Origin of the sequence: Streptomyces sp. NPDC058469, assembly GCF_042721125.1 — a bacterium.
Lineage (GTDB): Bacteria > Actinomycetota > Actinomycetes > Streptomycetales > Streptomycetaceae > Streptomyces.
Genome location: NZ_JBHXME010000014.1, coordinates 45192 through 67980, shown reverse-complemented (window position 1 = coordinate 67980; position 22789 = coordinate 45192). Strand labels below are relative to the sequence as shown.

18 protein-coding genes are annotated in these 22789 nt (G+C 70.8%); 4 read left to right on the top strand and 14 right to left on the bottom strand.

Annotated features, from left to right (window positions below):
- Positions 1-121: 121 nt before the first annotated feature.
- Entirely contained in the window at positions 122-1102 is a 981-nt protein-coding gene (locus ACFWP5_RS10375; RefSeq protein WP_384153304.1) for a zinc-binding alcohol dehydrogenase, read from the bottom strand.
- Positions 1103-1207: 105 nt separating this feature from the next.
- Between ACFWP5_RS10375 and ACFWP5_RS10370 the strand changes: the two genes are divergently transcribed.
- Positions 1208-1978, top strand: coding sequence for a CDP-alcohol phosphatidyltransferase family protein (locus ACFWP5_RS10370; RefSeq protein WP_384153301.1), 771 nt, complete (start codon positions 1208-1210; stop codon positions 1976-1978).
- A 96-nt stretch (positions 1979-2074) separates the two neighbouring features.
- Here ACFWP5_RS10370 and ACFWP5_RS10365 read toward each other — a convergent pair whose 3' ends face one another.
- The 6 genes from ACFWP5_RS10365 to ACFWP5_RS10340 form a co-directional block, all read right to left on the bottom strand.
- Positions 2075-2812, bottom strand: coding sequence for a YcnI family protein (locus tag ACFWP5_RS10365; protein ID WP_384153298.1), 738 nt, complete (start codon positions 2810-2812; stop codon positions 2075-2077).
- 38 nt (positions 2813-2850) lie between these two features.
- Positions 2851-3456, bottom strand: coding sequence for a hypothetical protein (locus ACFWP5_RS10360; protein ID WP_384153295.1), 606 nt, complete (start codon positions 3454-3456; stop codon positions 2851-2853).
- Between the two features lie 344 nt (positions 3457-3800).
- Positions 3801-5009, bottom strand: coding sequence for an MFS transporter (locus ACFWP5_RS10355; protein WP_384153292.1), 1209 nt, complete (start codon positions 5007-5009; stop codon positions 3801-3803).
- On the bottom strand, positions 5006-7111 hold the full coding sequence (locus ACFWP5_RS10350; protein ID WP_384153290.1) for an ABC transporter permease subunit: 2106 nt from the start codon (positions 7109-7111) through the stop codon (positions 5006-5008). Before ACFWP5_RS10350 ends, ACFWP5_RS10355 begins: the two co-directional genes overlap by 4 nt.
- Before the next feature lie 15 nt (positions 7112-7126).
- Positions 7127-8644: an ABC transporter substrate-binding protein gene (locus ACFWP5_RS10345; protein ID WP_384153287.1), complete on the bottom strand. Its 1518-nt coding sequence runs from the start codon at positions 8642-8644 to the stop codon at positions 7127-7129.
- Between the two features lie 53 nt (positions 8645-8697).
- Positions 8698-9234 (bottom strand): GNAT family N-acetyltransferase, encoded by a 537-nt coding sequence (locus ACFWP5_RS10340; protein ID WP_384153284.1) that lies wholly within the window; start codon positions 9232-9234, stop codon positions 8698-8700.
- 145 nt (positions 9235-9379) lie between these two features.
- Here ACFWP5_RS10340 and ACFWP5_RS10335 point away from each other — a divergent pair, with 145 nt between their 5' ends.
- Together ACFWP5_RS10335 and ACFWP5_RS10330 are read left to right on the top strand one after the other, a co-directional pair.
- Positions 9380-10336 carry an ATP-binding protein gene (locus ACFWP5_RS10335; RefSeq protein WP_384153281.1) on the top strand — a complete coding sequence of 319 codons (957 nt, stop codon included), beginning with the start codon at positions 9380-9382 and terminating at the stop codon, positions 10334-10336.
- Positions 10337-10385: 49 nt separating this feature from the next.
- Positions 10386-10778, top strand: coding sequence for an SCO5389 family protein (locus ACFWP5_RS10330; protein WP_384153278.1), 393 nt, complete (start codon positions 10386-10388; stop codon positions 10776-10778).
- 50 nt (positions 10779-10828) lie between these two features.
- On the opposite strand, the gene ACFWP5_RS10325 is transcribed toward ACFWP5_RS10330, so the two are convergent.
- From ACFWP5_RS10325 to ACFWP5_RS10305, 5 genes are all read right to left on the bottom strand, one after another.
- A complete protein-coding gene (locus tag ACFWP5_RS10325; RefSeq protein ID WP_384153275.1) occupies positions 10829-12694 on the bottom strand; it encodes a discoidin domain-containing protein in 1866 nt (621 codons plus the stop codon).
- Between the two features lie 137 nt (positions 12695-12831).
- Positions 12832-14190 (bottom strand): GH1 family beta-glucosidase, encoded by a 1359-nt coding sequence (locus ACFWP5_RS10320; RefSeq protein ID WP_384153272.1) that lies wholly within the window; start codon positions 14188-14190, stop codon positions 12832-12834.
- A 38-nt stretch (positions 14191-14228) separates the two neighbouring features.
- Positions 14229-15068 (bottom strand): carbohydrate ABC transporter permease, encoded by an 840-nt coding sequence (locus ACFWP5_RS10315; protein WP_384153369.1) that lies wholly within the window; start codon positions 15066-15068, stop codon positions 14229-14231.
- Between the two features lie 10 nt (positions 15069-15078).
- Positions 15079-16074: a carbohydrate ABC transporter permease gene (locus ACFWP5_RS10310; RefSeq protein ID WP_384153269.1), complete on the bottom strand. Its 996-nt coding sequence runs from the start codon at positions 16072-16074 to the stop codon at positions 15079-15081.
- 8 nt (positions 16075-16082) lie between these two features.
- Positions 16083-17396 carry an ABC transporter substrate-binding protein gene (locus tag ACFWP5_RS10305; protein ID WP_384153266.1) on the bottom strand — a complete coding sequence of 438 codons (1314 nt, stop codon included), beginning with the start codon at positions 17394-17396 and terminating at the stop codon, positions 16083-16085.
- Positions 17397-17606: 210 nt separating this feature from the next.
- Between ACFWP5_RS10305 and ACFWP5_RS10300 the strand changes: the two genes are divergently transcribed.
- A complete protein-coding gene (locus tag ACFWP5_RS10300; protein WP_384153263.1) occupies positions 17607-19376 on the top strand; it encodes a coagulation factor 5/8 type domain-containing protein in 1770 nt (589 codons plus the stop codon).
- A gap of 87 nt (positions 19377-19463) precedes the next feature.
- On the opposite strand, the gene fusA is transcribed toward ACFWP5_RS10300, so the two are convergent.
- Both fusA and ACFWP5_RS10290 read right to left on the bottom strand, forming a co-directional pair.
- Positions 19464-21518, bottom strand: coding sequence for an elongation factor G (gene fusA, locus ACFWP5_RS10295; RefSeq protein ID WP_384153260.1), 2055 nt, complete (start codon positions 21516-21518; stop codon positions 19464-19466).
- A gap of 269 nt (positions 21519-21787) precedes the next feature.
- Entirely contained in the window at positions 21788-22639 is an 852-nt protein-coding gene (locus ACFWP5_RS10290; RefSeq protein ID WP_384153257.1) for an NlpC/P60 family protein, read from the bottom strand.
- Between the last annotated feature and the right edge of the window lie 150 nt (positions 22640-22789).

The following is a 22789-nucleotide window of genomic DNA, read 5'->3' as shown; positions in this document are numbered from 1 at the left end:
TCCCGCGGCTGATCCCTGCCGGGGGATGCCGTGTAGTACGGCTCCACGCCTCCCCCTGTTCAGCCGTCTCTCACTCTTTTCTCAGGTCAGACGCTCTTGCTCGTACGGAATTGAACGATTCTCAGCCGATGTCGGCGTAACCGACCCGGTGACACAGCGCCGGGATCTCCCCCGAGGCGAGCCTGGGCAGCAGGTCCGGCAGCTCCTCGAAGTCGCTCTCCCCGGTGACCAGCGCGTCCAGCGCCGGGTCCGCGAGCAGGTCGAGGGCGAGGGCGAGCCGGTCGGCGTAGCTGCGGTTGGCGCGGGCCGGGGAGACGGTGCCGACCTGGCTGCTGCGGATGACGAGGCGGCGGGAGTGGAAGGCCTCGCCGAGCGGGAGGCTCACTTTCCGGTCGCCGTACCAGCTCAGTTCGAGGACGGTGCCCTCGGCGGTGAGGAGTTCCAGCGCGCGGGTGAGGCCCTGTTCGGTGGCGCTGGCGTGGACGACGAGATCGCAGTCGCCGAGCGCGTCCGCCGGCAGCGCGAAGCCGACACCGAGCGCCTCGGCGGTCTTGGCGCGCGCGGGATCGGCGTCCACCAACTGCACACGCACGCCCGGGAAACGGCCCAGCAGCGCGGCCACCGAGCAGCCGACCATGCCTCCCCCGACCACCGCGATCCGGTCGCCGACCAGCGGCGCCGCGTCCCACAGCGCGTTGACGGCGGTCTCCACGGTCCCGGCGAGGACGGCCCGCCCGGCGGGCACGGACTCCGGCACGGGTGTCACGGCGCTCGCGGGGACGACGTAGCGCGTCTGATGCGGATAGAGGCAGAAGACGGTACGGCCGACCAGCGAGGCCGGGCCCTCCTCGACCACGCCGACGTTGAGGTAGCCGTACTTGACCGGACCTGGGAAGTCGCCCTCCTGGAAGGGGGCCCGCATGGTCGCGTACTGGTTCTCGGGGACGCCCCCGCGGAAGACCAGGGTCTCGGTGCCGCGGCTCACGCCCGACCACAGCGAGCGGACGAGCACCTCACCCTCGGCGGGGTCCGGCAGGACGACGTCGCGTATCTCGCCGTGACCCGGCGCGCCGATCCAAAACGCCCGCGCGGTGCGCTTCATCGGAATCCTCCTGAACGATCGGGAAGCTGTTCACGTACGGGTAACCACAGGCCGCGCACAGTACGCGGCGTTGATCGACTCTGTCATACGGCCGGAGGGTGTGCGGTGGCCCTGAACAACACATACGAAGCAAGGCTGGTCCAGCAGGAGACCGCTGTGGGAGCGGGCGTTCAGATCCTGTTGCTGGCGTTGCTCGGCACGGCGATCGGAATGGGGCCGGCCGGCTGGCTGACCGGCCTGGCATTCGCGATCGCCACCTGGGCCGTGCTCTCCAAAGCGCTGCACCGAACCCGGACCCGTTCCTTCGGCCCGGCCAACCGGGTCACCCTCGGCCGGGCGATCCTGGTCGGCGGGGTGACCGCGCTGGTCGCGGACTCCTTCGAGAGCTCGCCGCCGGTCACGCTGCTGGTCGGACTGACGGCGGTGGCCCTGATCCTGGACGGCGTCGACGGCCAGGTCGCCCGGCGCACGGGCACCTCCACCGCGCTGGGCGCGCGCTTCGACATGGAGGTCGACGCGTTCCTGATCCTGGTGCTCAGCGTGTACGTCGCGACGCAGATGGGCCCGTGGGTCCTGCTGATCGGGGGCATGCGCTACGCGTTCGTCGCCGCCGCCCGCGTCTGGCTGTGGCTGAACACCCCGCTGCCGCCGAGCACGGCCCGCAAGACCGTGGCCGCCACGCAGGGCATCCTTCTGCTGCTGGCCGGCGCGAACCTGCTGCCCCACGCGGCCAACATCGGCGTGGTGGCGCTCGCACTGGGCACGCTGGTGTGGTCCTTCGGCCGCGACATCCTGTGGCTCCGGCGCACCTCGCGCACCTCCCGCGTCGAGGAGGTTCCGGTGGAGGAGAAGCTGCTGGAACTGGTCTCGCAGTAGGGACGGTTGCGCCGAAGGGCCCGGATCACTGGTGATCCGGGCCCTTCGGCGTGCTACGACGTCCGTCCTGCAACCTCTGCTTCCACGACGTCCGTTCTACGGCCGCGGGGCCCGGCTGCGCACGACCGCGAAGGCGCCTGCCGCGAGGCCGAGCACGCCCACGATCAGCCCGGCGATGCCGAGCCCGCGGGCGGTCGAGTCGCTGCTCGACGAGGAGGCGGAGGTGGACTTCGTGGAGGTGGCCTCCGCCGTGGTCGAGGCGGCCGGGGTCTCGTCGCCCTCCTCGCTCCCCTTCGCGGTGAGCTTCAGGACGGGCGCCGGGTTCTCCGGCTCGCCGTCGCCGGCCGCGGCCTCCTCGATCCAGCGGACGACATCGCCGTCCGAGTAGGTCTGAAGCGTCTTGAAGGACAACTGGTCGGTGTCGTCGGGCAGTTGGCCGAAGGCGACGTCGAAGTCCTCGTACTGCCCGGCCGTGATCTTCCCGCCGGTCCAGGTGATCTCGGAGACGGCGTCGGTGATGGTGCCGTCGTCGGTCTTGACCGGCGTCTTGAGCTTGCTGGTGGTGACCTTCGCGGTCCAGCCGTTCTGCGGGGTGACCAGTACACCGAGGACGGGGTGGTCGGTGGGCAGATAGACCTGGACCTTGGTGGTGCTCGCCTTGTCCTCCTCGTTGGGGACGCGGAAGGTCAGCACGCCGTCCGTGGCGCCCTTGGCGTAGCTCTCGGGGTGGACGGTGACGTGCGCCGAGGCGACCCCGGCGGCGGCCAGGACTCCGGCGGTGGCGAGCGCGGCGACGGTGCCTGCGCGGCGCAGGGTGGTGCGGTGTGCGGACATGGTGAGGTGATCTCCGTACGGGAAAAGGAAGTTGGGGGTCAGACCGGGTACGGGATCGGAGTTGGTGGTCCTCTTCGGCTGACCGCGTGCCGCAGGAGGAGTTGGCGCAGGGGGGCCGCGTCGGCGGCGGCGCGTCCGGGGCGGCCGACGGTGCGGGCGGGCTGTGGTGCGGGGGCGTCCCGCCACCAGGCGACCAGGCCCGGCACGAAGGCGACGGCCCAGCGCAGCAGCGACCACAGCGCGGCCTCGCCGCGCCTCAGCCACCAGGCCGCGAGGAGCGCGGCGACGACGTGGGCGGCCACGGCGTGCGGGGTCATCGCCTCCGTCTGCCGCATGGGACCCATGGCGTGCCCCGACATGTGCGCCATACCGGCCATCGCCATGCCGGTACGGGGCCGCGCGACATCGAAACCGAGGTGAAGCCCGGCCTGAGTGGCGAGCATGGCGGCACCGATGCCGGGCAACGACCGCTCCCGCCCGCCGAGCAGCCACCCCATGACGAACACGACGAGGAATCCGGCGCCGTCCGCCCACAGCGGGGGCGTAGCGCCGGTGGCGAGCCCGTGCCCGGCGGCAGCCAGGAGCACACACACCGCGGCGAACACCGCGGCGCGCAGACTCCGAACCGCCCGGGAAGCGCTCATGGTGACGGATCCTCCCACGCGCCGCTGCCGCCGCAGCCGTCGATGGCGGTTTAGGGGGCAGCTCATATCTGGTTCATGGCTTGGTACGGCGGTGGCCCGTGGGGCGTTCAGACCGGGTGGGGAGACTCGTGCGGGCATTCGTTGATTTACCGGGACACGGGGCCGGTCCGGTTCCGCGGACACGGCGACCCCCGCGGCTCAACTCCCGCGCGGCAACGACCCGTTCGCCACGGCCGGTACGGCGGCGGGCTCCAGCCAGGGCGCCCCGCGACGCGTCCGACTCCGGTCGGGAGACCCGTGCGCGGTCGCACGGACATGCGCGGATACGGCGGCCCGGGCACGATTCACCTTCGCCCCGGCAGCAACCCGATCGCCGCGACCGCTACGGCGGCCAGCACCAGCCAGGGGACGGCCGCGGGCAGCCCCGTGTCGAGGAGTGTGCCGGTGGCCGCGCTGCCGAGGAGGACGATCAGGCCGGAGACGGAGGACAGGGCCCCGGTGTAGAGGCCGAGACGACCGGGTTCGGCGAGGTCCGGGACCCAGGCGCGGGCGACGGCGGCGATGAGCATCTGGCCGAGGGTGAGCAGAACGACGAACGCGGCGGCGGGCAACAGCCCTGCCGCGCCGGTGCGTTCGGCGGGCCGGGCCACGGCGACGGCCGCGAACCCTACGGCGATCAGCAACAGCCCCGCCGCCATGGACCGGCGCGGATCGAGCCGCTCCCCCGCCCAGCGGGTGACGGGCAACTGCGCGGTCACCACCAGCAGCGAGGACAGCGCGAACAACCAGGCCAGCGGCGCCTGCGAGCCCGCCGCGCGCTCCACCTCCTCGGGGAGGGCCAGATAGAGCTGGTTGTACGCGAGGAGATAGGCGCCGTAGGCACAACACAGCGCCAGGAAGGGCCGGTTGCGCACCAGGGCCCGTACGCCGCCCTTCTCCGTGACGCGCGCCCGCCCGGGAATGTGCTGCGGCAGCAGCCACGCGTGCCCGGCGAGAACGAGCACGAAGACGCCGGCCCCGGCCAGACATGCCACGCGGAAGTCCACCGCGAGCAGCAAAGCACCGAGCAACGGCCCGACGAAGGCGCCGGCTTGACCCGCGACGGTGAACAGCGCGAGCACCCGCACCCGGGATCCCCCGCCCGTCTCCTCCCACTCGACCGCCTGCCGCGCGACCTCCGACTCCACGGCCGGTGAGAACAGCGCGGCGGCGAACCCGATGAGCAGTACGGCCCCGACGACGGCCCAGGTCTCGCCGGCGTACCCGAGCCAGCCCAACCCGGCGATCCGCAGCACGCACCCCGCGAGCACCACGGGCCGTACGCCGTACCGGTCGGCGAGGGCTCCGCCGACCACGAACAGTCCCTGCTGGCTGAAGGTCCGCAGCCCCAGCACGAGCCCAACGAGCCAGCCCGCCATGCCGATTGCGTCCGTCAGGTGCGCGGCGAGGAACGGCAGCACGGCGAAGAAGCCGATGTTGAAGGCGAGTTGGGTCAGGATCAGCAGCCGGAGCAGCGGTGAGAGGCGGGTCCGCACGAGGGCCACGGTGGTCATCGGGCGGCCAACTCCCTTTGTACGGCGGCCCCCTGCATGCTTCCGGCGGCCGTGACCGCCAGGGCGCCGAGCAGGGCGAGGACGGTGGCGGGGGCGAGGACGGCCCAGGGGGCGCGTTCGGCGTAGGGCTGGTTCTCGGCGAGGAGCAGGCCCCACTCCGGGGAGGGCGGTTGCGCGCCGAGGCCGAGGAAGCCGAGCGAGGCGAGGGCGAGGGCGACACCGGGCAGGCGGAGCAGGGCGTGCCGGGTGACGGGTGGCAGGACGGCGGGCAGCAGTGCGTGGCGCAGGATGTACCAACGGTCCGCGCCCAGGCCCCGAGTGGCGGTCACGTGCAGGGTGGCGCGTTCCTGGACCAGCAGTGCGGAGGTGTGCGCCGCGAGCGGGGTCCAGGCGAGGGCGGCCACGGCGAGGGCGGGCGTCGCCGCTCCACTGCCCGCGACAGCGGTGACCAACAGCGCGGCGAGGACGGGCGGTACGGCGTTCACCGTGTCGACGAGCGGCCCGGACAGCCGGGGCGACAGCCCCAGCAGCACGCCGGTGCCGAGTGCGACGGCACTGATCGCGAGGGCGAGCAGCAGGGTGTCGACGGCACCGTGGGCGACCCGCGCGAGGAGGTCCCGGCCGAGCGCGTCGGTGCCGAACGGGTGTGCCCAGGTGGGGTGTTGGAGGCGCAGCCCGGTGTCGAGGGCGAGGGGATCGCGGGGCAGGCCGAGCGCGACGACGCCGAGGAGGAGGGCGCCGTGGACAAGGGGCAGGGTGCGTCGGGCAGTTGGGGTGCTGGGGCCGTGGAGGGAGGGGAGGGCGTCGGCGCGCAGTGCGGAGCCGATGAGGAGGCGTGCCGCGAGGCGGGTGAGTCCGGCGGCGACGGCGGCGAGCAGGAGAAGGGCGAGGGTGCCGGCCTGGAGAACGGGCAAGTCCTGGGCCAGGGCGGCCTGGAGGGTGGTGCGCCCGAGCCCGGGGATGTCGAAGATCTGCTCGACGGCGACGGCCCCACCGGTCAACCCGACGACGAACAACCCCATGTTGGGCAACAGCCCCGGCAGACACCGCCGCAGGGCCTGCCGCGCGATACGCCCCCCGGCCAACCCCCGCGCGGCAGCGGCCCGCACCCACGGCTCGCCGAACGCCCCCGGCAACAGATCATCGAGCAACCGCCCGAGCACGGCCCCGGCGGGCAACCCCAGCGCGAGCGCCGGCAACACCACCCAACGCGGCCCGTACCACCCCAGCGCGGGCAACCACCCGAGCTGCACCCCGACCACGGTGGCCAGCACCGACGCGGTAAGAAACTCGGGCAACGCGGCAAGCACGGCGGAGCCACTACCACCGACCCGCCCCGCAGGACGACCGATCCGCCGCCGGGTGCGGAACTCCGGCCGCGCCCCGGGGACCCTGGACCCGCTGCCGCAGAGGCGCCCCGGGGAACAACCGACCCATCGCCACGTACGGAACTCCGGCCGCGCCACAGGGACGACCGACCGGCCACTACCCGGCAACCCCGCGATACGACCCTCCCGCCACCGCGTGCGGAACTCCGGCAGCGTCGCAGGGGTGGTGGATCCGTTGCCGTCAGGCAGCCTTGCCCCGCGTCCGCCCCGGCGCCGCGCGAGGAACTCCGGCCGCGCCACAGGGACGGCGGACCCGCCACCGCCCAGCCGCCGTGCGAGGAACTCCCGCGGCACGCCCAGGAATCCGGAGCCGCCTCCACCCGACCGCCCCACCGCACGCGCACCCTGCCGCAACGTTCGCGCACACACCACCCCGGCCGTGACGACGGCCACCGCGGCCGCCGTGCCCATCAACAGCAGGGACGCGCCCAGGGCTTGGAGGACGCCGGGAGTGACCTCGGCGCCGGAGATCCATGACCGGCCGGCGTCGCCGTGCGGCAGACCGGCGAGCCACTGGCCGAGCAGGTGCAACGGGCCGTTGTCGAGGCCGAGTTGGGAGCGGACGGCGGCGAGGACCTCGGGGTCGGGGTCGCGTTCCGCCGAGCGTGCCTTGAGGACGGTGAGGGCCGGGTCGGTGCGCGAGAGCCAGGGCAGGAGACCCACGGCGCACACGAGGGCGGCCGCGAGGAAGGCGCGCCACAGGAGTGCGGCCATGCGGTGCGGCATGGGTCAGCGCCGGGTTCCGGGGCCGACGAGGGTGCGCTCGTACGGGTCGAGGAGGACGCCCTCGACGGAGGTACCGACGCCGGTGACGACCCGTTGGTGCACGAGCGGTACGACGGCGTCCGCGCCGAGGATCTCGGCCTCGGCCGTCGTCGCGGCGCTCTGCCGTGCGGAGGTGTCGGAGGTGCCCTCCGCCTTCGCGACGGCTTGGTCGACGTCCTTGTCGCACAGCAGGGCGAGGTTGTAGCCGCCGTCACAGGTGTAGTCACTGGCGAGCACGGCCACCGGATCGCCCGTGTCCACCAGGGTGTTGCGGGCGACGACGAACGCGTCGAACTTCCCGGCCAGCGCGTCGCTCTCGATCCGCGAGTACTCGCGCACCTCCAACTCGACCTTGAATCCCGCCTTTTCCAGCTGCTGCTTCAACACCTGCGCGACTTCCGGGAGTTCGGGCCGGTTGTCGTACGTCGCGAGGGTGATCGTCCGCCCGCCGGGCGCCGCGGCCTTCGCCCGCCCGACCGGTTGCTCGCGCTTGCCCGCGGCCCAGGTGACTGCGGGGCCGTAGATGCCCGTACCCGCGTCGGCGTGACCTTCGTAGACGCCCTTGGCGAGCGCTGAGGTGTCGACGGCCTCGCGGGCGGCGGCGCGGAGCTTCGGGTCCTTGAACAGGCCTGTTCTGGTGTTGAGTTGGAGGCTCGTGGTGCGGGTGGTGGCGGTCTCGCGGCGGGTGGCCGCGTCGAGGGTGGCGGCCTGGGCGACGGGTATCGCCTCGGCGAGGTCGACCTGCCCGGTGCGCAGCGCGTTGGTACGGGCGGTGCCGTCCGCGATGAACCGTGCGTCGATTCCGGAGGCCTGGGCGAGGCCGCCCCAGTAGTCGTCGAAGCGGTCGAGGGTGGCCGCCGTGGAGCCGGTGACCTTCGTCAGTTCGAAGGGACCGGTGGCGGTGCCGACCGGATCGACGCGGCCCTTCGATTCGTACGCCTTCGGGGAGAGAACGGCGAGGGCGGGTCCGGCCAGCCTCAACGGCAGTACGGGATCAGGGGAGTTGGTGGTGATGCGCAGGCGGTCGCCGCCCGCGGACTCGGCGGCGAGGGCGACACCGGAGAGCGCGGCGGGGGCCGGCTTCGCCTCGGCGGCACGGTCGAGGGCCGCGGCCACACGGGCCGGGGTGACCTCGGTACCGTCCTGGAAGGTGGCCTCGCGCAGGGTGAACAGCCAGCTGCGGTCACCCTCCCGCCGCCAGGACCGGGCGAGCGCGGGGGCGGCGGAACCGTTGGCGTCCAGCGAGGTCAGGCCTTCGGTGACACCGAGGCGGCTGAGGATGGTGGCGTCGGCGCCGTACGGGGAGAGGTTCTCGGTGGGCGGGAACGCGAGCGCCACCCGCAGCCGGGGCCCGGACGTCGCGCCCCCGGCGCTCTCCCCGGACTCGTCACCGGCGGAGGCGAAACAGCCGGTGAGCACCGGTGCGAGGGCAAGGACGAGGAGAAGCCGGGACCGTCGCATCGGTCCCGTACACGTACGCATTCGGCCACCTGTCCTCGTTCGTCTTGTACTCGTTCGTCGGAGTCGCATCGCGTCTATCGCTCCATCGCCAGTTCGAAGTGCACGATCCCCTGCCCGCCGCCCGGATCGTCGCGCTCGTCGTGCACGACCTTGCCGAGCGACCGCCAGAAGGCCTCGGCGCCGGGCACGGCGGGATCGGTGTGCAGATATACGGCGTGGTAGCCGCCGTCGGCCGCGGCGAACGCGAGGAGTTCGGCGACGAGGTGCCGGGCGAGGCCGCGACGGCGGTACGCGGGACGGACGTAGACGCGGCGCAGTTGCGCGGTCTCGCCGGAGGGGTAGCGCTCGGCGAGGCCGCGCGGGTTCGGCGGGTGGGCCGGGCCGCGGGAGTCGAGGGCGCCGGTCGCCACGATCGTGCCGTCGGCGGGGTCGAGCGCCACGAGGAGTGTGTGGCGGGCCGGGGCGAGATAGGCGGCGGCCGGGTCTATGACGTCGCCGTGCCAGCGGGGCACGTAACCGGTGTGGAAGTCGCGGTAGACGGTGTCGAGCATCACGGCACGCGCACCGTCGATATCGTCCGGGCCTGCCGCCCTGATGCAGTAGTCAAGCACTTGCACATCATATGCATTAAGACTCCCAGCCCTTGATCACCCTTGGATCACTCGTGATCCACTCGATTTGACAGCCTCGCGGCCACCCCCTAAAACCTAGCCACATGACATTCATTTTCAAAACCACGAAAGTGGCGGGCCGGTAGTGCGCGTCGCGTTCGTCGGCAAGGGCGGCAGCGGAAAGACCACGCTGTCGGCCCTCTTCGCCCGCCATCTGGCCGGCGCCGGCGCCCCCGTGCTCGCCATCGACGGCGACATCAACCAGCACCTGGCCGAGGCCCTGTCCCCCGGCACCGAACCGGTCAGCGCCCCGCCCCTGGCCGCCCACCTGGCCGAGCTGAAGGACTTCCTGCGCGGCACCAACCCACGCATCGCCTCCCCCGAGGCCATGATCAAGACCACACCCCCGGGACGCGGCTCACGTCTGCTGCGCCTCCTCGGCGACGACGAGGTGCACGCCCGCCATGTGGTCCGGGCGGGTGACGTACCGCTGATGGTGACGGGCGAGTTCGAGGAGAGCGACCTGGGGGTGGCCTGCTACCACTCCAAACTCGGCGCGGTGGAGCTGTACTTGAACCATCTCGTCGACGGCCCCGGCGAATACGCCGTCGTCGACATGACGGCGGGCGCCGACGCCTTCGCCTCCGGCCTGTTCACCCGCTTCGACCTGACGTTCCTGGTGGCCGAACCCACCCGCAAGGGCGTCTCCGTGTACCGCCAGTACCGCGACCACGCCCGGGAGTTCGGCATCCGCCTCGCCGTGATCGGCAACAAGGTCACCGACGAGGACGACCTGCTCTTCCTCAAGGAGGAGGTGGGGGACGACCTCCTCACCCACCTGGTCCACTCCCCTTGGGTACGCGCAGCCGAACAGGGCCACGGTCAGGGCGACTTGAACGCCATGGAGCCGCACAACCGCCACGCTCTGAACATCCTCCGCGAGGCCGTCGACGCCCACCCCAGGGACTGGCCGACCCTGCACCGCCACGCCGTCGAGTTCCACCTCCGCAACGCCCACGCGTGGGCGGACAGGGCAACGGGCCTGGACCTCGCGGCGCAGGTGGACCCGGAGTACGTACCGGGCCCGACGCCACAGTTCTGATCACCACCTGCTCACTGTTCGCCAACAACCAGACAGGACACCCCTTTTCATGTCTCTCGACGTCTCCCCGAAGCTCCTCGCCGAAGCCGAGCACGGTGACATCCGCGAGGCGGACTTCGTGGACACGGTCCGCACGTCCCTGCCGTACGCCTACGACCTCATCGCCGGCCTCGCCACCGAACTCCGCGACGGCACAGCCGAGTTCACCGACAACCAGACCCCGCCCCCGTCCGAACAGGAACGCGGCCAGCTGCTGCGGGCGCTGGCCAGCGACGCGATCCGGGGCAGCCTGGAGCGCCACTTCGGCGTGGCCCTGGCCTTCCAGAACTGCCATCGGGTGGCGGCGTTCCGGCCGGGTGCACCGGGCGGGGAGACGTACGCGCGGTTCACGTCGGCGCGGTCCCAAGTACTGAACCAGTCACCGGAGTTCAGGGACTGCTGACGGGCGGCGAACGGGCCGGTCCGGTTCCGCGCTCCGGGCCGGCCCTGCTGTCACCTCTTCTGTTCGACCCGCACCCAGTCCACCTCCGCCTGCACTCCCCCGGCCGCGACCTTGTCCACGCTCGACTGCGGAAGCCCCCAGTACGGCGTGGTCACCTGGTTCCAGCCGGCCGGGTACGCGCCGCCCAGCGCGAGGTTGAGGATGACGTACTGGTTGTGGTCGAAGACCCATGCGCCTCGGGTCGATTCGAGCTTGTTGCGGGTGGTCTCCTGGACGAGGGCGTCGTCGACGTAGAAGCGCATCGCGGTCGGCGTCCATTCGACGGCGTACGTGTGCCACTGGTCGGCCGTGCCGCCGTTCGGGTACGTCTGGCGGGCGCCGATGTTGCCGTCGGCGGAGTAGCCGGGGCCGTGGAGCGCGCTGCTCGTCCAGGTCGGGTAGCCGATGTTCTCCATGATGTCGGTCTCGCCCGAGGCCGGCCAGGACACGGACGGGTCGTCGACGTTGCTGCCGAGCAGCCAGAAGGCGGGCCAGTATCCGTCGCCGACCGGCAACTTCATGCGGGCGCTGACCTTGCCGTAGCTGAAGTCGAACTTGGTGTGGGTGTCGATGCGGCCCGAGGTGAAGTCGTAGGTGCCGCCGCCCGCTGGGGTGCAGCCCTTGCAGTACTTCGCCGCGAGGATCAACTCGCCGTTCTGTGTACGGACGTTGTCCGTCGAGTCGACGTACGCCTGGGACTCGCCGTTGACCGGGCCCATCTCCGTGCCCGTCCTGACCACCCGCCACTTGGAGCGGTCCAGGGCCGCCGACGTGAAGTCGTCGAAGAACGTCGTCTGGTACGTGCCCGACTGGTCGCCGGGGAGGGCGGGGTAGGCCGCCGCCGCGTTGCCGCCGGTGCCCCAGACCTGGAACTCGTAGAGGGAGTAGCCGAATTGGGCCGTGTAGGGGGCCGGGTTGTAGAAGGAGCGGCGTTCCTTGCCGAGCATGCGGACGTAGCGGCCGGTGACCGGCTGGGGCAGGGTGACCGTGTCGTGACGGCCCGTCGCGTCGGCGGGGGCCTGGACGTTCGCCCGGCGGGCGGCGATGTCGGCGGCCGACGGTTCGTAGACCGTGCGCCAGGTGGTGTTGTCGTCCGAGACCTGGACCAGGTAGTCGACGGCGTAGGCGGATTCCCAGTAGAAGTCGACCGTGCCGATCGTCGAGGTGGCGCCGAGGTCCACCGAGACCCAGCGGTCGGCGTTCCAGTCACTGGACCAGCGGGACGCGTCGTCCTTGAGGTTGGCGGGCCAGCCGCCGTCGGTGACGTACGCCGGTGAATTGCCGTTGTGCTGGTAGTAGTTGGAGTACGCCGGGTGGTTCAGGGCGAGATTGGTGCGGGTTGTGGACGCGGGGGCCGGTTCGCCGCCGTAGACCTTGAAGGAGTACAGCGAGTAGCCGTAGGGCGTGGCGCGTTCGAGGCCGCGCAGGCGGACGTAACGGCCCGTCACCTCCTGGGGGTACGTGCTCGTGGTGACCGAACCGCCGGTGCCGGCCGTCTCGGTGTAGAACGGCGTCCAGTCGGTGCCGTTCTTCGAGACCTCCAGGACGTATCTCTTGCCGTAGGCCGCCTCCCAGTCGAGGGTGACGCGGTCGATGCGGAGGGTGGTGCCGAGGTCGAGGCGGATCCAGGCGTCGTCGGCGAAGTTGCTGGACCAGCGGGTCGCGCCGTCGCCGTCGAAGGCGAGGCCGGGGGCGGTGCCGGCGTTCTCGCTGCCGGAGGCGGTGACGCCGGCCGGGTTCACGGCGTAGGCGGCGGCCGCGCGGTCGGTGTCCCAGGTCGCGGCGGCCGCGGCCTGCGGGGCGGGGGCCGCGAGGGCCGGGGTGGCGGAGAGCAGGGCCAGCGCGGTGAGCGCGGTGAGCAGGGTGCGTGCGGGCATGCGGGTCTCCTTGAGGGGCGGATCTCCTTCTGGGGGCGATCTTGCTGACGTGCTCATGACATACATGGGGACGATGGGGAGGGTGGTGCCCCGGTGGGTGCGGGCTCCCCCGCCCGCGCCCACCGGGGCGGCCTTGCTCAGGCCGCGCGCCGGGCCCGGCTGCGGTGGTCGCGGATGATGTCCGCGTACCGGCGGCCGGAGCCCTTGATCGTGCGGACCTGGGTCTCGTAGTCCACGTGGACCAGTCCGAACCGCTTGTCGTAGCCGTACGCCCACTCGAAGTTGTCGAGCAGCGACCAGGCGAAGTAGCCCGCCAGCGGGGCGCCCTTGCGGGCGGCCGAGGCGCAGGCGGCGAGGTGCTGGACCAGGTAGTCCTGGCGTTCCGGGTCGTCGACGGTGCCGTCGGGGCGTACGACGTCGGGGAACGAGGAGCCGTTCTCGGTGACGTAGATCCTGTGGGGGGCGTACTCCTCGGTGAGGCGGAGCAGCAGGGTCTCGATGCCGGACGCGTCGATCTCCCAGTCCATGCCGGTGCGCGGGACGCCGAGGCGGCGCACGGCGCGCGTGTAGGGAGCGGGGCCGGTGGGGTCGTCGGCGACGGTCGCCGGGAAGTAGTAGTTCAGGCCGAGCCAGTCCAGGGGTGCCGCGATGGTCGCCAAGTCGCCCGGCTGTTCCGGGAGTTCGACGCCGTACGTCTCGACCATGTCGGCCGGGAAGCCGCGGCCGTGGACCGGGTCGAGCCACCAGCGGTTGACGTGGCCGTCCTGCCGGCGGGCGGCCTGGACGTCCTCGTCGCGGTCGCTGGCGGGATACACGGTGGAGAGGTTGTTGACGATGCCGACCTGTGCGGACGGGACGGCGGCGCGGATCGCCTGGGCGGCGAGGCCGTGGCCGAGCAGCAGGTGGTAGGAGGCGCGGACGGCGGCGGTCAGGTCGGTCCAGCCCGGCGCCATCTTGCCTTCGAGGTGGCCGATCCAGGCCGAGCAGGAGGGCTCGTTGAGGGTCGTCCAGTGGGTGACGCGGTCGCCGAGGCGTTCGGCCATGACCGAGGCGTACGCGGCGAAGTGCTCGGCGGTCGCGCGCTCGGGCCAGCCGCCGCGGTCCTGGAGCGCCTGGGGCAGGTCCCAGTGGTAGAGGGTGACGGAGGGGGTGATGCCCGCCTCCAGGAGTCCGTCCACCAACTCGTCGTAGAACGCGAGGCCCTTGGGGTTCACCGGGCCGTCGCCGCCGGGGACCACCCGGGGCCAGGCGATCGACAACCGGTAGGCGTTGGCGCCGAGTTGGCGCATCAGGCCGATGTCCTCGCGCCAGCGGTGGTAGTGGTCGCAGGCGACGTCGCCGTTGTCGTTGTTCGCGATCTTTCCGGGAGTGTGCGAGAAGGTGTCCCAGATCGACGGCGAACGCCCGTCCTCGGCGACGGCGCCCTCGATCTGGTACGCCGCTGTGGCCGTGCCCCACAGGAAGTCGTGCGGGAGTGCGGCGAAGTCGATGGTCACTGAAGTTCCTTCACAGTCAGCCGATTTGGTCGGGTCGGTCACTTGACGGCGCCCGCCGTCAGCCCGGCGACGAGATAGCGCTGCAGCAGCAGGAAGCCGGCGACCACGGGCACGCTGACGACCAGCGAGGCGGCCATGATCTGGTTCCAGTACACGTCGTTGAGCGTGGAGTAGCCCTGGAGTCCGACGGCCAGCGTGCGGGTCGAGTCATTGGTCATGACGGAGGCGAAGAGGACCTCTCCCCACGCGGTCATGAAGGCGTAGACGGCGACCGCGACGATGCCGGGGATCGCGGCCGGTACGACGACCCGCAGCAGCGCGCCGAGCGGACCGCAGCCGTCGACCAGCGCGGCCTCGTCCAGGTCCTTCGGCACGGAGTCGAAGTAGCCGATCAGCATCCAGATGGAGAAGGGGAGCGAGAAGGTGAGATACGTCAGGATCAGGCCGCCGCGCGAGCCGAACAGGGCGATGCCCGTGGCGTTGCCGATGTTGACGTAGAGGAGGAACAGCGGGAGGAGGAAGAGGATGCCGGGGAACATCTGGGTGGACAGGACGGTGACCGTGAAGACGCGCTTGCCTCGGAACTCGTAGCGGCTGACGGCGTACGCGGCGAAGACCGCGATCACCACCGAGCAGACCGTCGCGGCGACGGACACGATCAGCGAGTTCATGAAGTACTTCGCGAGCGGGACCGTCGACCAGATGTCGATGTACGGGCGGATCGTCAGACCGCTCGGCAGCCAGCGGAACTTGCCCGTGACGTCCGAGAGGGGTTTGAGGGAGCTGGAGAGCATGACGTACACCGGCACCAGGACGAAGCCGGCGAGCAGGGTGAGGAAGATCCGCCGCGACCAGATGAAGGAGCGGGGCGGGGCCATCGGCGACGCGCTAGACATCGGCCGACCTCCGTCCACGTGAGGTGAGCACCAGGTACACGCCGGTGACGACGAGCAGGAACAGGAGCAGCAGGACCGACATCGCGGAGCCCGTGCCGAAGTTCCAGGTGACGAACGAGGCTTGGTAGATGTGCACCGAGATGAGGTCCGCGGCCTCGGGGGCCGACCTGCCGAACAGGACGTACGGCGTGTTGAAGTCGTTGAACGTCCACAGGAACAGCACCAGGACCAGCACCTGGTTGACGGGGCGCAGCGACGGCAGGGTGATGCGGCGGATCTGCTGCAACCGGCCGGCGCCGTCGATCGACGCCGCCTCGTACAGCTCCTTGGGGATGTTCTGCAGGCCGGCCATGACGATGAGGAAGGCGAACGGCCAGCCCTTCCACACGTGCACGATCAGCAGGGCGTAGAAGCTGTTGTCGCCGATCAGCCAGAACGACGGCTTGCTCGTGATGTGCAGCTGGTCGTGCAGGACGTGGTTCACCAGGCCGTTGTCGTGCTGGAACATGAACACCCAGGTGATGACGGCCGCGTAGACCGGCAGCGCGTACGGGATCAGGAAGAGCGCTCTCAGCAGACCCCGGCCGCGGAAGTTGTCCTGCATGTAGATCGCGGCGACCGTGCCGATCAGCCAGCAGAAGCAGACGGACAGCAGGGTGAAGACGACGGTGACGAAGAAGGAGTGGAGGAGCGACTTGCCCACGGGGGCGCTGAAGTCCACCGAGACCTTGTAGTTGCCGAAGCCTGACCAGGGCGCGGTGCCCCAGTCGCGGATGTAGAACTGGGTGAGCTCCTTGAAGCTCATGACGATGCCGATGACCATCGGCACCAGGTGGACCAGGAGTTCGAGGATCAGGGCGGGCAGGAGCAGCAGATACGGCAGTCCGATGCGGCGGATCCGGTCGGTACGGCGGCGGCGCGGGCCGGGGGCCGGCGTGGCGGAAGGATCCTTCCCCACGGCGGCCTCCGGGGTGACAGTGCTCGTCACAGTCGCACTCACTTCGCCGGCATCTGCTGCTGAGCCTTTTCGAGCTCCGCCTTGACGGACGCGGTCGTGACCGCGCGTCCCGCGGCGGCGTCGGCGAACAGGTCCTTGACGGCGGTGCCGACCGCCGTCTCGAACTGCGACTCGTCGGCGACCTGCGGCAGCGCGGCGGCACTCTTGGCGAGGGTGTCCTTGAGGACGGCGTTCGCGGGGGTGTTGAACGCGGTGTCCTCCTGCGCGGTCTTCACCGGCGGGATGGTGCTGTACTCCGTGTTGAGGATCTTCTGCTCGGCGTCGCTCGTCATGAACTTCACGAACTTGGTGGCACCGTCGAGGTTGTCGGTGTTCTTGAAGATCGACAGGTTGATGCCGGCCACCATGGAGTTCATCTGCGCGCCCGTGCCCGGGGTGCCGGACTGCACGGGGACCGGGGCGATGCCGTATGAACTGTCGCTCATCCCCTGGGACTTGAGGTTGGAGGACGCCGACTGCCAGAGCAGCATCGCGGTCTTGCCCTTGGCGAAGTCGCTGACGGACTGGTTCTGCGCGTACTCGGCGTTGCCGACCGGGATGACCTTGTCCTTGGCCATCAGGTCGACGTACTGCTTGACCGCGGCCACCACACCGTCGTTGGTGAAGTCGGCCTTGCCGTCGGCGGTGAAGAAGTCGGCGCCGTGCTGCTTGGCGAAGACGAAGGCGTGGTGGATGTTCTCGGAGACGTTGGCGCCCTCGGCACCGAGCGCCTGCTTGCCCTTCGCCTCTATCTTCTTTCCGTCGGCCACCAACTCGGCCCAGGTGGCGGGCGGCTGGGAGATGCCCGCGTCGGCGAAGATCTGCTTGTTGTAGTAGAGCGCGTACGCCATCGAGTACAGCGGGACGGCCGCCGGGTCCTTGCCCGTGGCGCCGGTCGAGCCGAGCGCGGAGTCGACGAAGCGGTCCTTGCCGCCGATCTTCGCGAAGTTGGCCGCGTTCCACGGGAGGAAGGCGCCGGTGGCCTGCAGGGAGGCGCTCCAGGTGTTGCCGATGTTCAGGACGTCGGGGCCCTGGCCGGAAGTCGTCGCGGTGAGGATGCGGTTGAGCAGGTCGGACCAGGGCACGACCTCCAGCTTCACCGTGATGCCGGTCTGCTTCTTGAACTTGTCGAGTTCGGGCTGGAGGACCTTCTTGTCGATCGCGATGCTGGCGCCCTGGTTGGAGGCCCAGTAGGTGAGCGTCTTGGGCGAGTCGTTGGATCCCCCACCCGTGGAACCGCCTCCGCAGGCCGTGGCCGCTAGGGCGAGTGACATGGTGACGGCGCCTACGGCCGCGGCTCGGATGCTGCGCATACTCCGGGTGTCCCTTCAGGGAATGCACTCACGACTTAATTTAGGACGTGAGTTAAACCTCGGAAGCCAGAGGCGTCAAGAGTTTGGACGCCACTCGTCGAACTCGGTCGTACCTCTTGACGGCCGCGTTCACGGACCTGAAGCATTCCCCCGCGAGAGAGCGCTCCCAACCCCACCGGCGTTCATTTCATGAACAAGGAGAGCCGCGACATGTCCTCAGTTCCACGCAGAACCGTTCTCGGTGCGGCCGCAGCCGTGTCCGCGCTGGCCGCCCTGCCGACGCCCGCGTCCGCCGCCCCCACAACTCCCGCCGCGAACAAGCCACTTGCCACCCTGCCGGGCGGAGGCGATCTCGGCCCCAACGTCATCGTCTTCGACCCGTCCACCGCCGGCATCCAGGCGAAGCTGGACCAGATCTTCGCCCAGCAGGAGACGGCCCAGTTCGGCACCGGCCGCTATCAACTGCTGTTCAAGCCGGGCACGTACAGCGGGCTCAACGCCCAACTCGGCTTCTACACCTCGATCTCGGGCCTCGGCCTCTCCCCCGACGACACCACGATCAACGGTGACATCACGGTCGACGCCGGCTGGTTCAACGGCAACGCCACGCAGAACTTCTGGCGTTCGGCGGAGAACCTCGCGCTCGTGCCCGTCAGCGGGACCAACAGGTGGGCCGTGGCTCAGGCGGCCCCCTTCCGCCGGATGCATGTGCGCGGCAGCCTCAACCTCTCGCCCAACGGCTACGGTTGGGCCAGCGGCGGCTACATCGCCGACAGCCGGATCGACGGCCAGGTCCAGCCGTACTCGCAGCAGCAGTGGTACACCCGGGACAGCGTGATCGGCAGCTGGCTCAACGGCGTCTGGAACATGGTGTTCTCAGGCGTCCAGGGTGCTCCGGCGCAGGGCTTCCCGAACCCGGTGTACACCACCCTCGCCACGACACCGGTCTCCCGCGAGAAGCCCTTCCTGTACCTGAACGGCACCGAGTACCGCGTCTTCCTCCCCGAGAAGCGCACCAACGCGAGCGGCGTGACCTGGGGCAACGGCACACCGCGCGGCACCTCGCTGTCCCTGTCCCAGTTCTACGTCGCGAAGCCGGGCGTCACGGCGGCCACCCTCAACCAGGCGCTCACCCAGGGACTTCACCTCCTGCTGACCCCGGGCATCTACCACCTCGACCAGCCGATCCAGGTGAACCGCGCCAACACCGTTGTCCTGGGCCTGGGTTACGCGACTCTCGTCCCCGACAACGGAGTCACGGCCCTCAAGACCGCCGACGTCGACGGCGTACGGCTTGCCGGGTTCCTGATCGACGCGGGCACGGTCAACTCCAACACCCTGCTGGAAGTCGGCCCCGCGGGCACGACGACGGACCACTCCGCCAACCCGACCACCGTGCAGGACGTGTTCGTCCGCATCGGCGGCGCGGGCGCGGGCAAGGCCACCACCAGCATGGTCATCAACAACCGCCACACCATCGTCGACCACACCTGGCTCTGGCGCGCCGACCACGGCACGGGCATCGGCTGGGACACCAACCGGGCCGACTACGGCCTCGTCGTGGGCGGCGCCGACGTGCTGGCCACCGGTCTGTTCGTGGAGCACTTCAACAAGTACGACGTGCAGTGGAACGGCGAGCGCGGCCGCACGATCTTCTTCCAGAACGAGAAGGCGTACGACGCCCCGAACCAGGCCGCGATCCAGAACGGGTCGATCAAGGGCTACGCCGCGTACAAGGTCGCCGACAACGTGACCGTGCACGAGGGCTGGGGTCTCGGCAGTTACTGCTACTACAACGTCGCCCCTACGATCGTGCAGCACAACGGCTTCGCCGCCCCGAACCGCTCGGGCGTGAAGTTCCACGATTTGCTCGTCGTCTCGCTCGGCGGCCAGGGCCAGTACGAACACGTCATCAACGAGACGGGCCCGGCGACTTCGGGCACGTCGACCGTACCGTCCACGGTGGTCTCGTACCCCTGAGATCCCCGGAGTCCCTGAGTACGTGGAGTCCCTGAGTACGTGGCGGGTGCGGGCCGAAGCTCCCCCTTCGGTCCGCACCCCCCACCGTCACCGGACGGTCACCCCACCCGGCGCCGGTGCGTACCCCGTCGGCCGGGCGGTGAACGTCCCCCGGCCCTGTGTCCGGCTGCGCAACCGCGTCGCGTAGCCGAAGAGTTCGGCCAGGGGCACGGTCGCCGTGACGATCGCCGAACCCGTGCGGGTCGTCGAGCCGGTGACGCGGCCGCGCCGTGCGGCCAGGTCGCCGAGCACTCCGCCGACCGCGTCCTCGGGCACGGTGACGGTGACCTCGACGACCGGTTCGAGGAGGACCGTCGTGCAGGCGCGCAGGGCTTCCCGCAGGCCGAGGCGGCCGGCCGTGCGGAACGCCGTTTCCGAGGAGTCCTTCACATGGGTCGCCCCGTCGGTCAGCGTCACGCGCAGCCCGGTCACCGGGAACCCGCCGATCGGCCCCTCGGTGAGGGCGTCACGGCAGCCGGCCTCCACCGAGCGGACGTACTCCTGCGGCACGCGCCCGCCGACGACCGCCGAACGGAACGCGAAGCCGAGGCCCTCCATCGGCTCGACGTCGAGCACGACATGCGCGAACTGCCCTGATCCGCCGTCCTGTTTGACGTGCCGGAAGACCAGTCCTGACACCCCGCGCACGACCGTCTCCCGGTAGGCGACCCTCGGGCGGCCGACGTTGACGTCCACGCCGGTGGCCCGGCGGATCTTCTCCACCGCGACCTCCAGGTGCAGTTCGCCCATGCCGGACAGGACCGTCTGGCCGGTCTCGTCGTCGGTCCGGACGACCAACGACGGGTCCTCCTCGGCCAGTCGGGCCAGAGCCGATGCCAGTCGGCCGGTGTCGGTGCTCCTGCGGGCCTCGACCGCCACGGAGACCACCGGGTCGGCGACCGCGGGCGGTTCGAGGACGAGCGGGGCGTCCGGTGCGCACAGGGTCGAGCCGGCGCGGGCGGACTTCAGTCCGGCCACGGCGACGATGTCCCCGGCGACCGCCCGCTCCAGCCGTTCGTGCCGGTCGGCCTGCACCCGCAGGATGCGCCCGATCCGCTCGGTGCGCCGCGCGCCCGGGTCCCACACCGTGTCTCCCTTCTCGATCGTGCCCGAATAGATCCGCAGGTACGTCAGCCGCCCGGTGCCGGTCGCACTCACCTTGAACGCCAGTGCGGAGAGCGGCAGTCGAGGATCGGCCGCCCGCTCCTGCTCGCCGCCGTCGTACGTCCCCCGTACCGCCGGCACGTCCAACGGCGAGGGCAGATACGCCACTACGGCGTCCAGCAGCGGTTCGATGCCGCGGTTGCGGTAGGCCGAGCCGCACAGCACGACCACACCGTCGCCGGTGCGGGTGAGGTCGCGCAGGGCGGCGCTCAACGTCTCGGCGGACAGGGTCGATCCGTCGTAGAACTCCTCCAGCGCACCCGGGTGCAGCTCCGCCACCGCCTCCTCCAGCAGTCGTCTGCGTCGCCGCGCCTCCTCCAACAGGCCTTCCGGGACCGGGAGTTCCCGCACCGTGTCGCTGCCGTCGGCCCACACCAGGGCCCGTAGCCGCAGCAGATCGACGACGCCGGTGAACCCGTCCTCCGTGCCGATCGGCAACTGCACCACCAGCGGCGCCGGGTGGAGCCGTTCGCGGATCGAGGCGACGGCCGTGTCGAGGTCGGCGCCCGCGCGGTCCAGCTTGTTGACGAAGGCGATCCGCGGCACGCCGTACCGGTCGGCCTGGCGCCACACCGACTCGCTCTGCGGCTCCACGCCCGCGACGGCGTCGAACACCGCGATCGCGCCGTCGAGGACGCGCAGCGAACGCTCCACCTCGTCGGCGAAGTCGACATGGCCCGGGGTGTCGATCAGGTTGACGCGGTGACCGTCCCAGGCGCAGGTGACGGCCGCGGCGAAGATGGTGATCCCACGGTCGCGCTCCTGGGGGTCGAAGTCGGTGACGGTCGTGCCGTCGTGGACCTCACCGCGCTTGTGCGTGGTGCCGGTGAGGTAGAGGAACCGCTCGGTGACGGTGGTCTTGCCGGCGTCGACGTGGGCGAGGATGCCCAGGTTGCGGACGGCGGAGAGCGGGGTGGTGAGAGGGCGTTCGGTGCGCACGGCCCGTGGCCTTTCGAAAGTGATTCCGTGCAGGGCGGCGCGATTCCCGTGCGGGAGGGGGCAGTTGACGGAGCGTCAGATGGTCGTCACGTCACGGGCATCCGGTACCGGCCGCGCAGCGGGTACCGGGCGGCCGGAGACACGAGGATCACCTCGTACCGGGAGCGGGGAACGACGACAGCGGTGCGGTGACACACGGCCGGGCTCCCCTCACTCGTCGACGGATGTGGCGAGTGTAGGGGAGCCCGGGGTGTGGAGCACGGGATTTATCAGGTGCAGGTGGGGACGCCGTCCAGCCAGGCCGGGCCCTGGATGTAGATGTTGGTCACCCAGGCCTTGTAGTCGGGCAGGTAGGACCAGGCGTCGTTGGTGTAGCCGTCCGAGGTGACGACCTCGGCGTGCTTCTGGCATTCGACGCGGATGCTGGTCGGGCCCGGGAAGGCGTAGACGCGGGTGGCACTGACGGAAGGTGCCGTCTTCGTCCAGACGCCCTCGCCCCAGGTCTGGAAGACATGCCCGTTCACCGCACCGGTGTTGACGCGGACAGCCCCGAAGTAGTCGCCGCCCAGGCGCACGTCACTGACCATCAGATGCGTGCCGGACTGCCTGGCCTCGACCATCTTGCCCGCGCCGAGGTAGATCGCGATGTGGTGCAGGTCCGCGGAGTCGCCGTAGGCGAGCAGGTCGCCGGGGAGCAGCGGGGCCAGGCCCTGGGCGGCGGTGAAGCGGGCGGCGGCACGGGTGGTGTAGTACTGCCGGCTCGCGTCGCCGTTGAGAATGTCGGAGCCGGCGGCCTGCGCGTAGGCGTAGCGGACGAGGCCCGAGCAGTCGAAGCCGAGCCGCTCGGGGTCTTGGTTGCTGGCCGGGTCGGTGGGGTCGACCTGGCCGTAGGTGGCGCCGGGCCGCGCGCCGTGGCCGCCGCCCCACGTGTACCAGGTGCCCGCGTCGACCTGGGCGCAGGCCGCGGCGATCGCGCTCTGTGCGGCGGCCGAGCCGCCGGGTGCGAGCACACCGCAGCCGCTGGCCGCCGGTGCGGCCGGGTCGGCGACGGCCGCTGGTGCCCAGAGGATGAGGGCGAGTAACCCGATGAGTGTGCCGATGATTCCGGTCCGCCGGAGCATGCCGGGACCCCCGTTTCCTGTGGTCCGTAACTGGTCGTGCACCAGCCTGCCGAGCCCGGCCCGGCCGGTCGAGGACCCGGCGTCACCCCACCCCGAAGGGCAACGGGAAACCCTTGGGAAACCCCCTCCCGCCAGGGGCACTTCGCCCTC

Coding starts and splice junctions, on each gene's coding strand:
- ACFWP5_RS10315 (WP_384153369.1), bottom strand. CDS start 15,068: ATGGCCCCGCCCCGCTCCTTCATCTGGTCGCGGCGGATCTTCCTCACC.
- ACFWP5_RS10325 (WP_384153275.1), bottom strand. CDS start 12,694: ATGCCCGCACGCACCCTGCTCACCGCGCTCACCGCGCTGGCCCTGCTC.
- ACFWP5_RS10305 (WP_384153266.1), bottom strand. CDS start 17,396: ATGCGCAGCATCCGAGCCGCGGCCGTAGGCGCCGTCACCATGTCACTC.
- ACFWP5_RS10355 (WP_384153292.1), bottom strand. CDS start 5,009: ATGACCACCGTGGCCCTCGTGCGGACCCGCCTCTCACCGCTGCTCCGG.
- ACFWP5_RS10290 (WP_384153257.1), bottom strand. CDS start 22,639: ATGCTCCGGCGGACCGGAATCATCGGCACACTCATCGGGTTACTCGCC.
- ACFWP5_RS10300 (WP_384153263.1), top strand. CDS start 17,607: ATGTCCTCAGTTCCACGCAGAACCGTTCTCGGTGCGGCCGCAGCCGTG.
- ACFWP5_RS10375 (WP_384153304.1), bottom strand. CDS start 1,102: ATGAAGCGCACCGCGCGGGCGTTTTGGATCGGCGCGCCGGGTCACGGC.
- ACFWP5_RS10345 (WP_384153287.1), bottom strand. CDS start 8,644: ATGCGTACGTGTACGGGACCGATGCGACGGTCCCGGCTTCTCCTCGTC.
- ACFWP5_RS10360 (WP_384153295.1), bottom strand. CDS start 3,456: ATGAGCGCTTCCCGGGCGGTTCGGAGTCTGCGCGCCGCGGTGTTCGCC.
- ACFWP5_RS10330 (WP_384153278.1), top strand. CDS start 10,386: ATGTCTCTCGACGTCTCCCCGAAGCTCCTCGCCGAAGCCGAGCACGGT.
- ACFWP5_RS10365 (WP_384153298.1), bottom strand. CDS start 2,812: ATGTCCGCACACCGCACCACCCTGCGCCGCGCAGGCACCGTCGCCGCG.
- ACFWP5_RS10350 (WP_384153290.1), bottom strand. CDS start 7,111: ATGGCCGCACTCCTGTGGCGCGCCTTCCTCGCGGCCGCCCTCGTGTGC.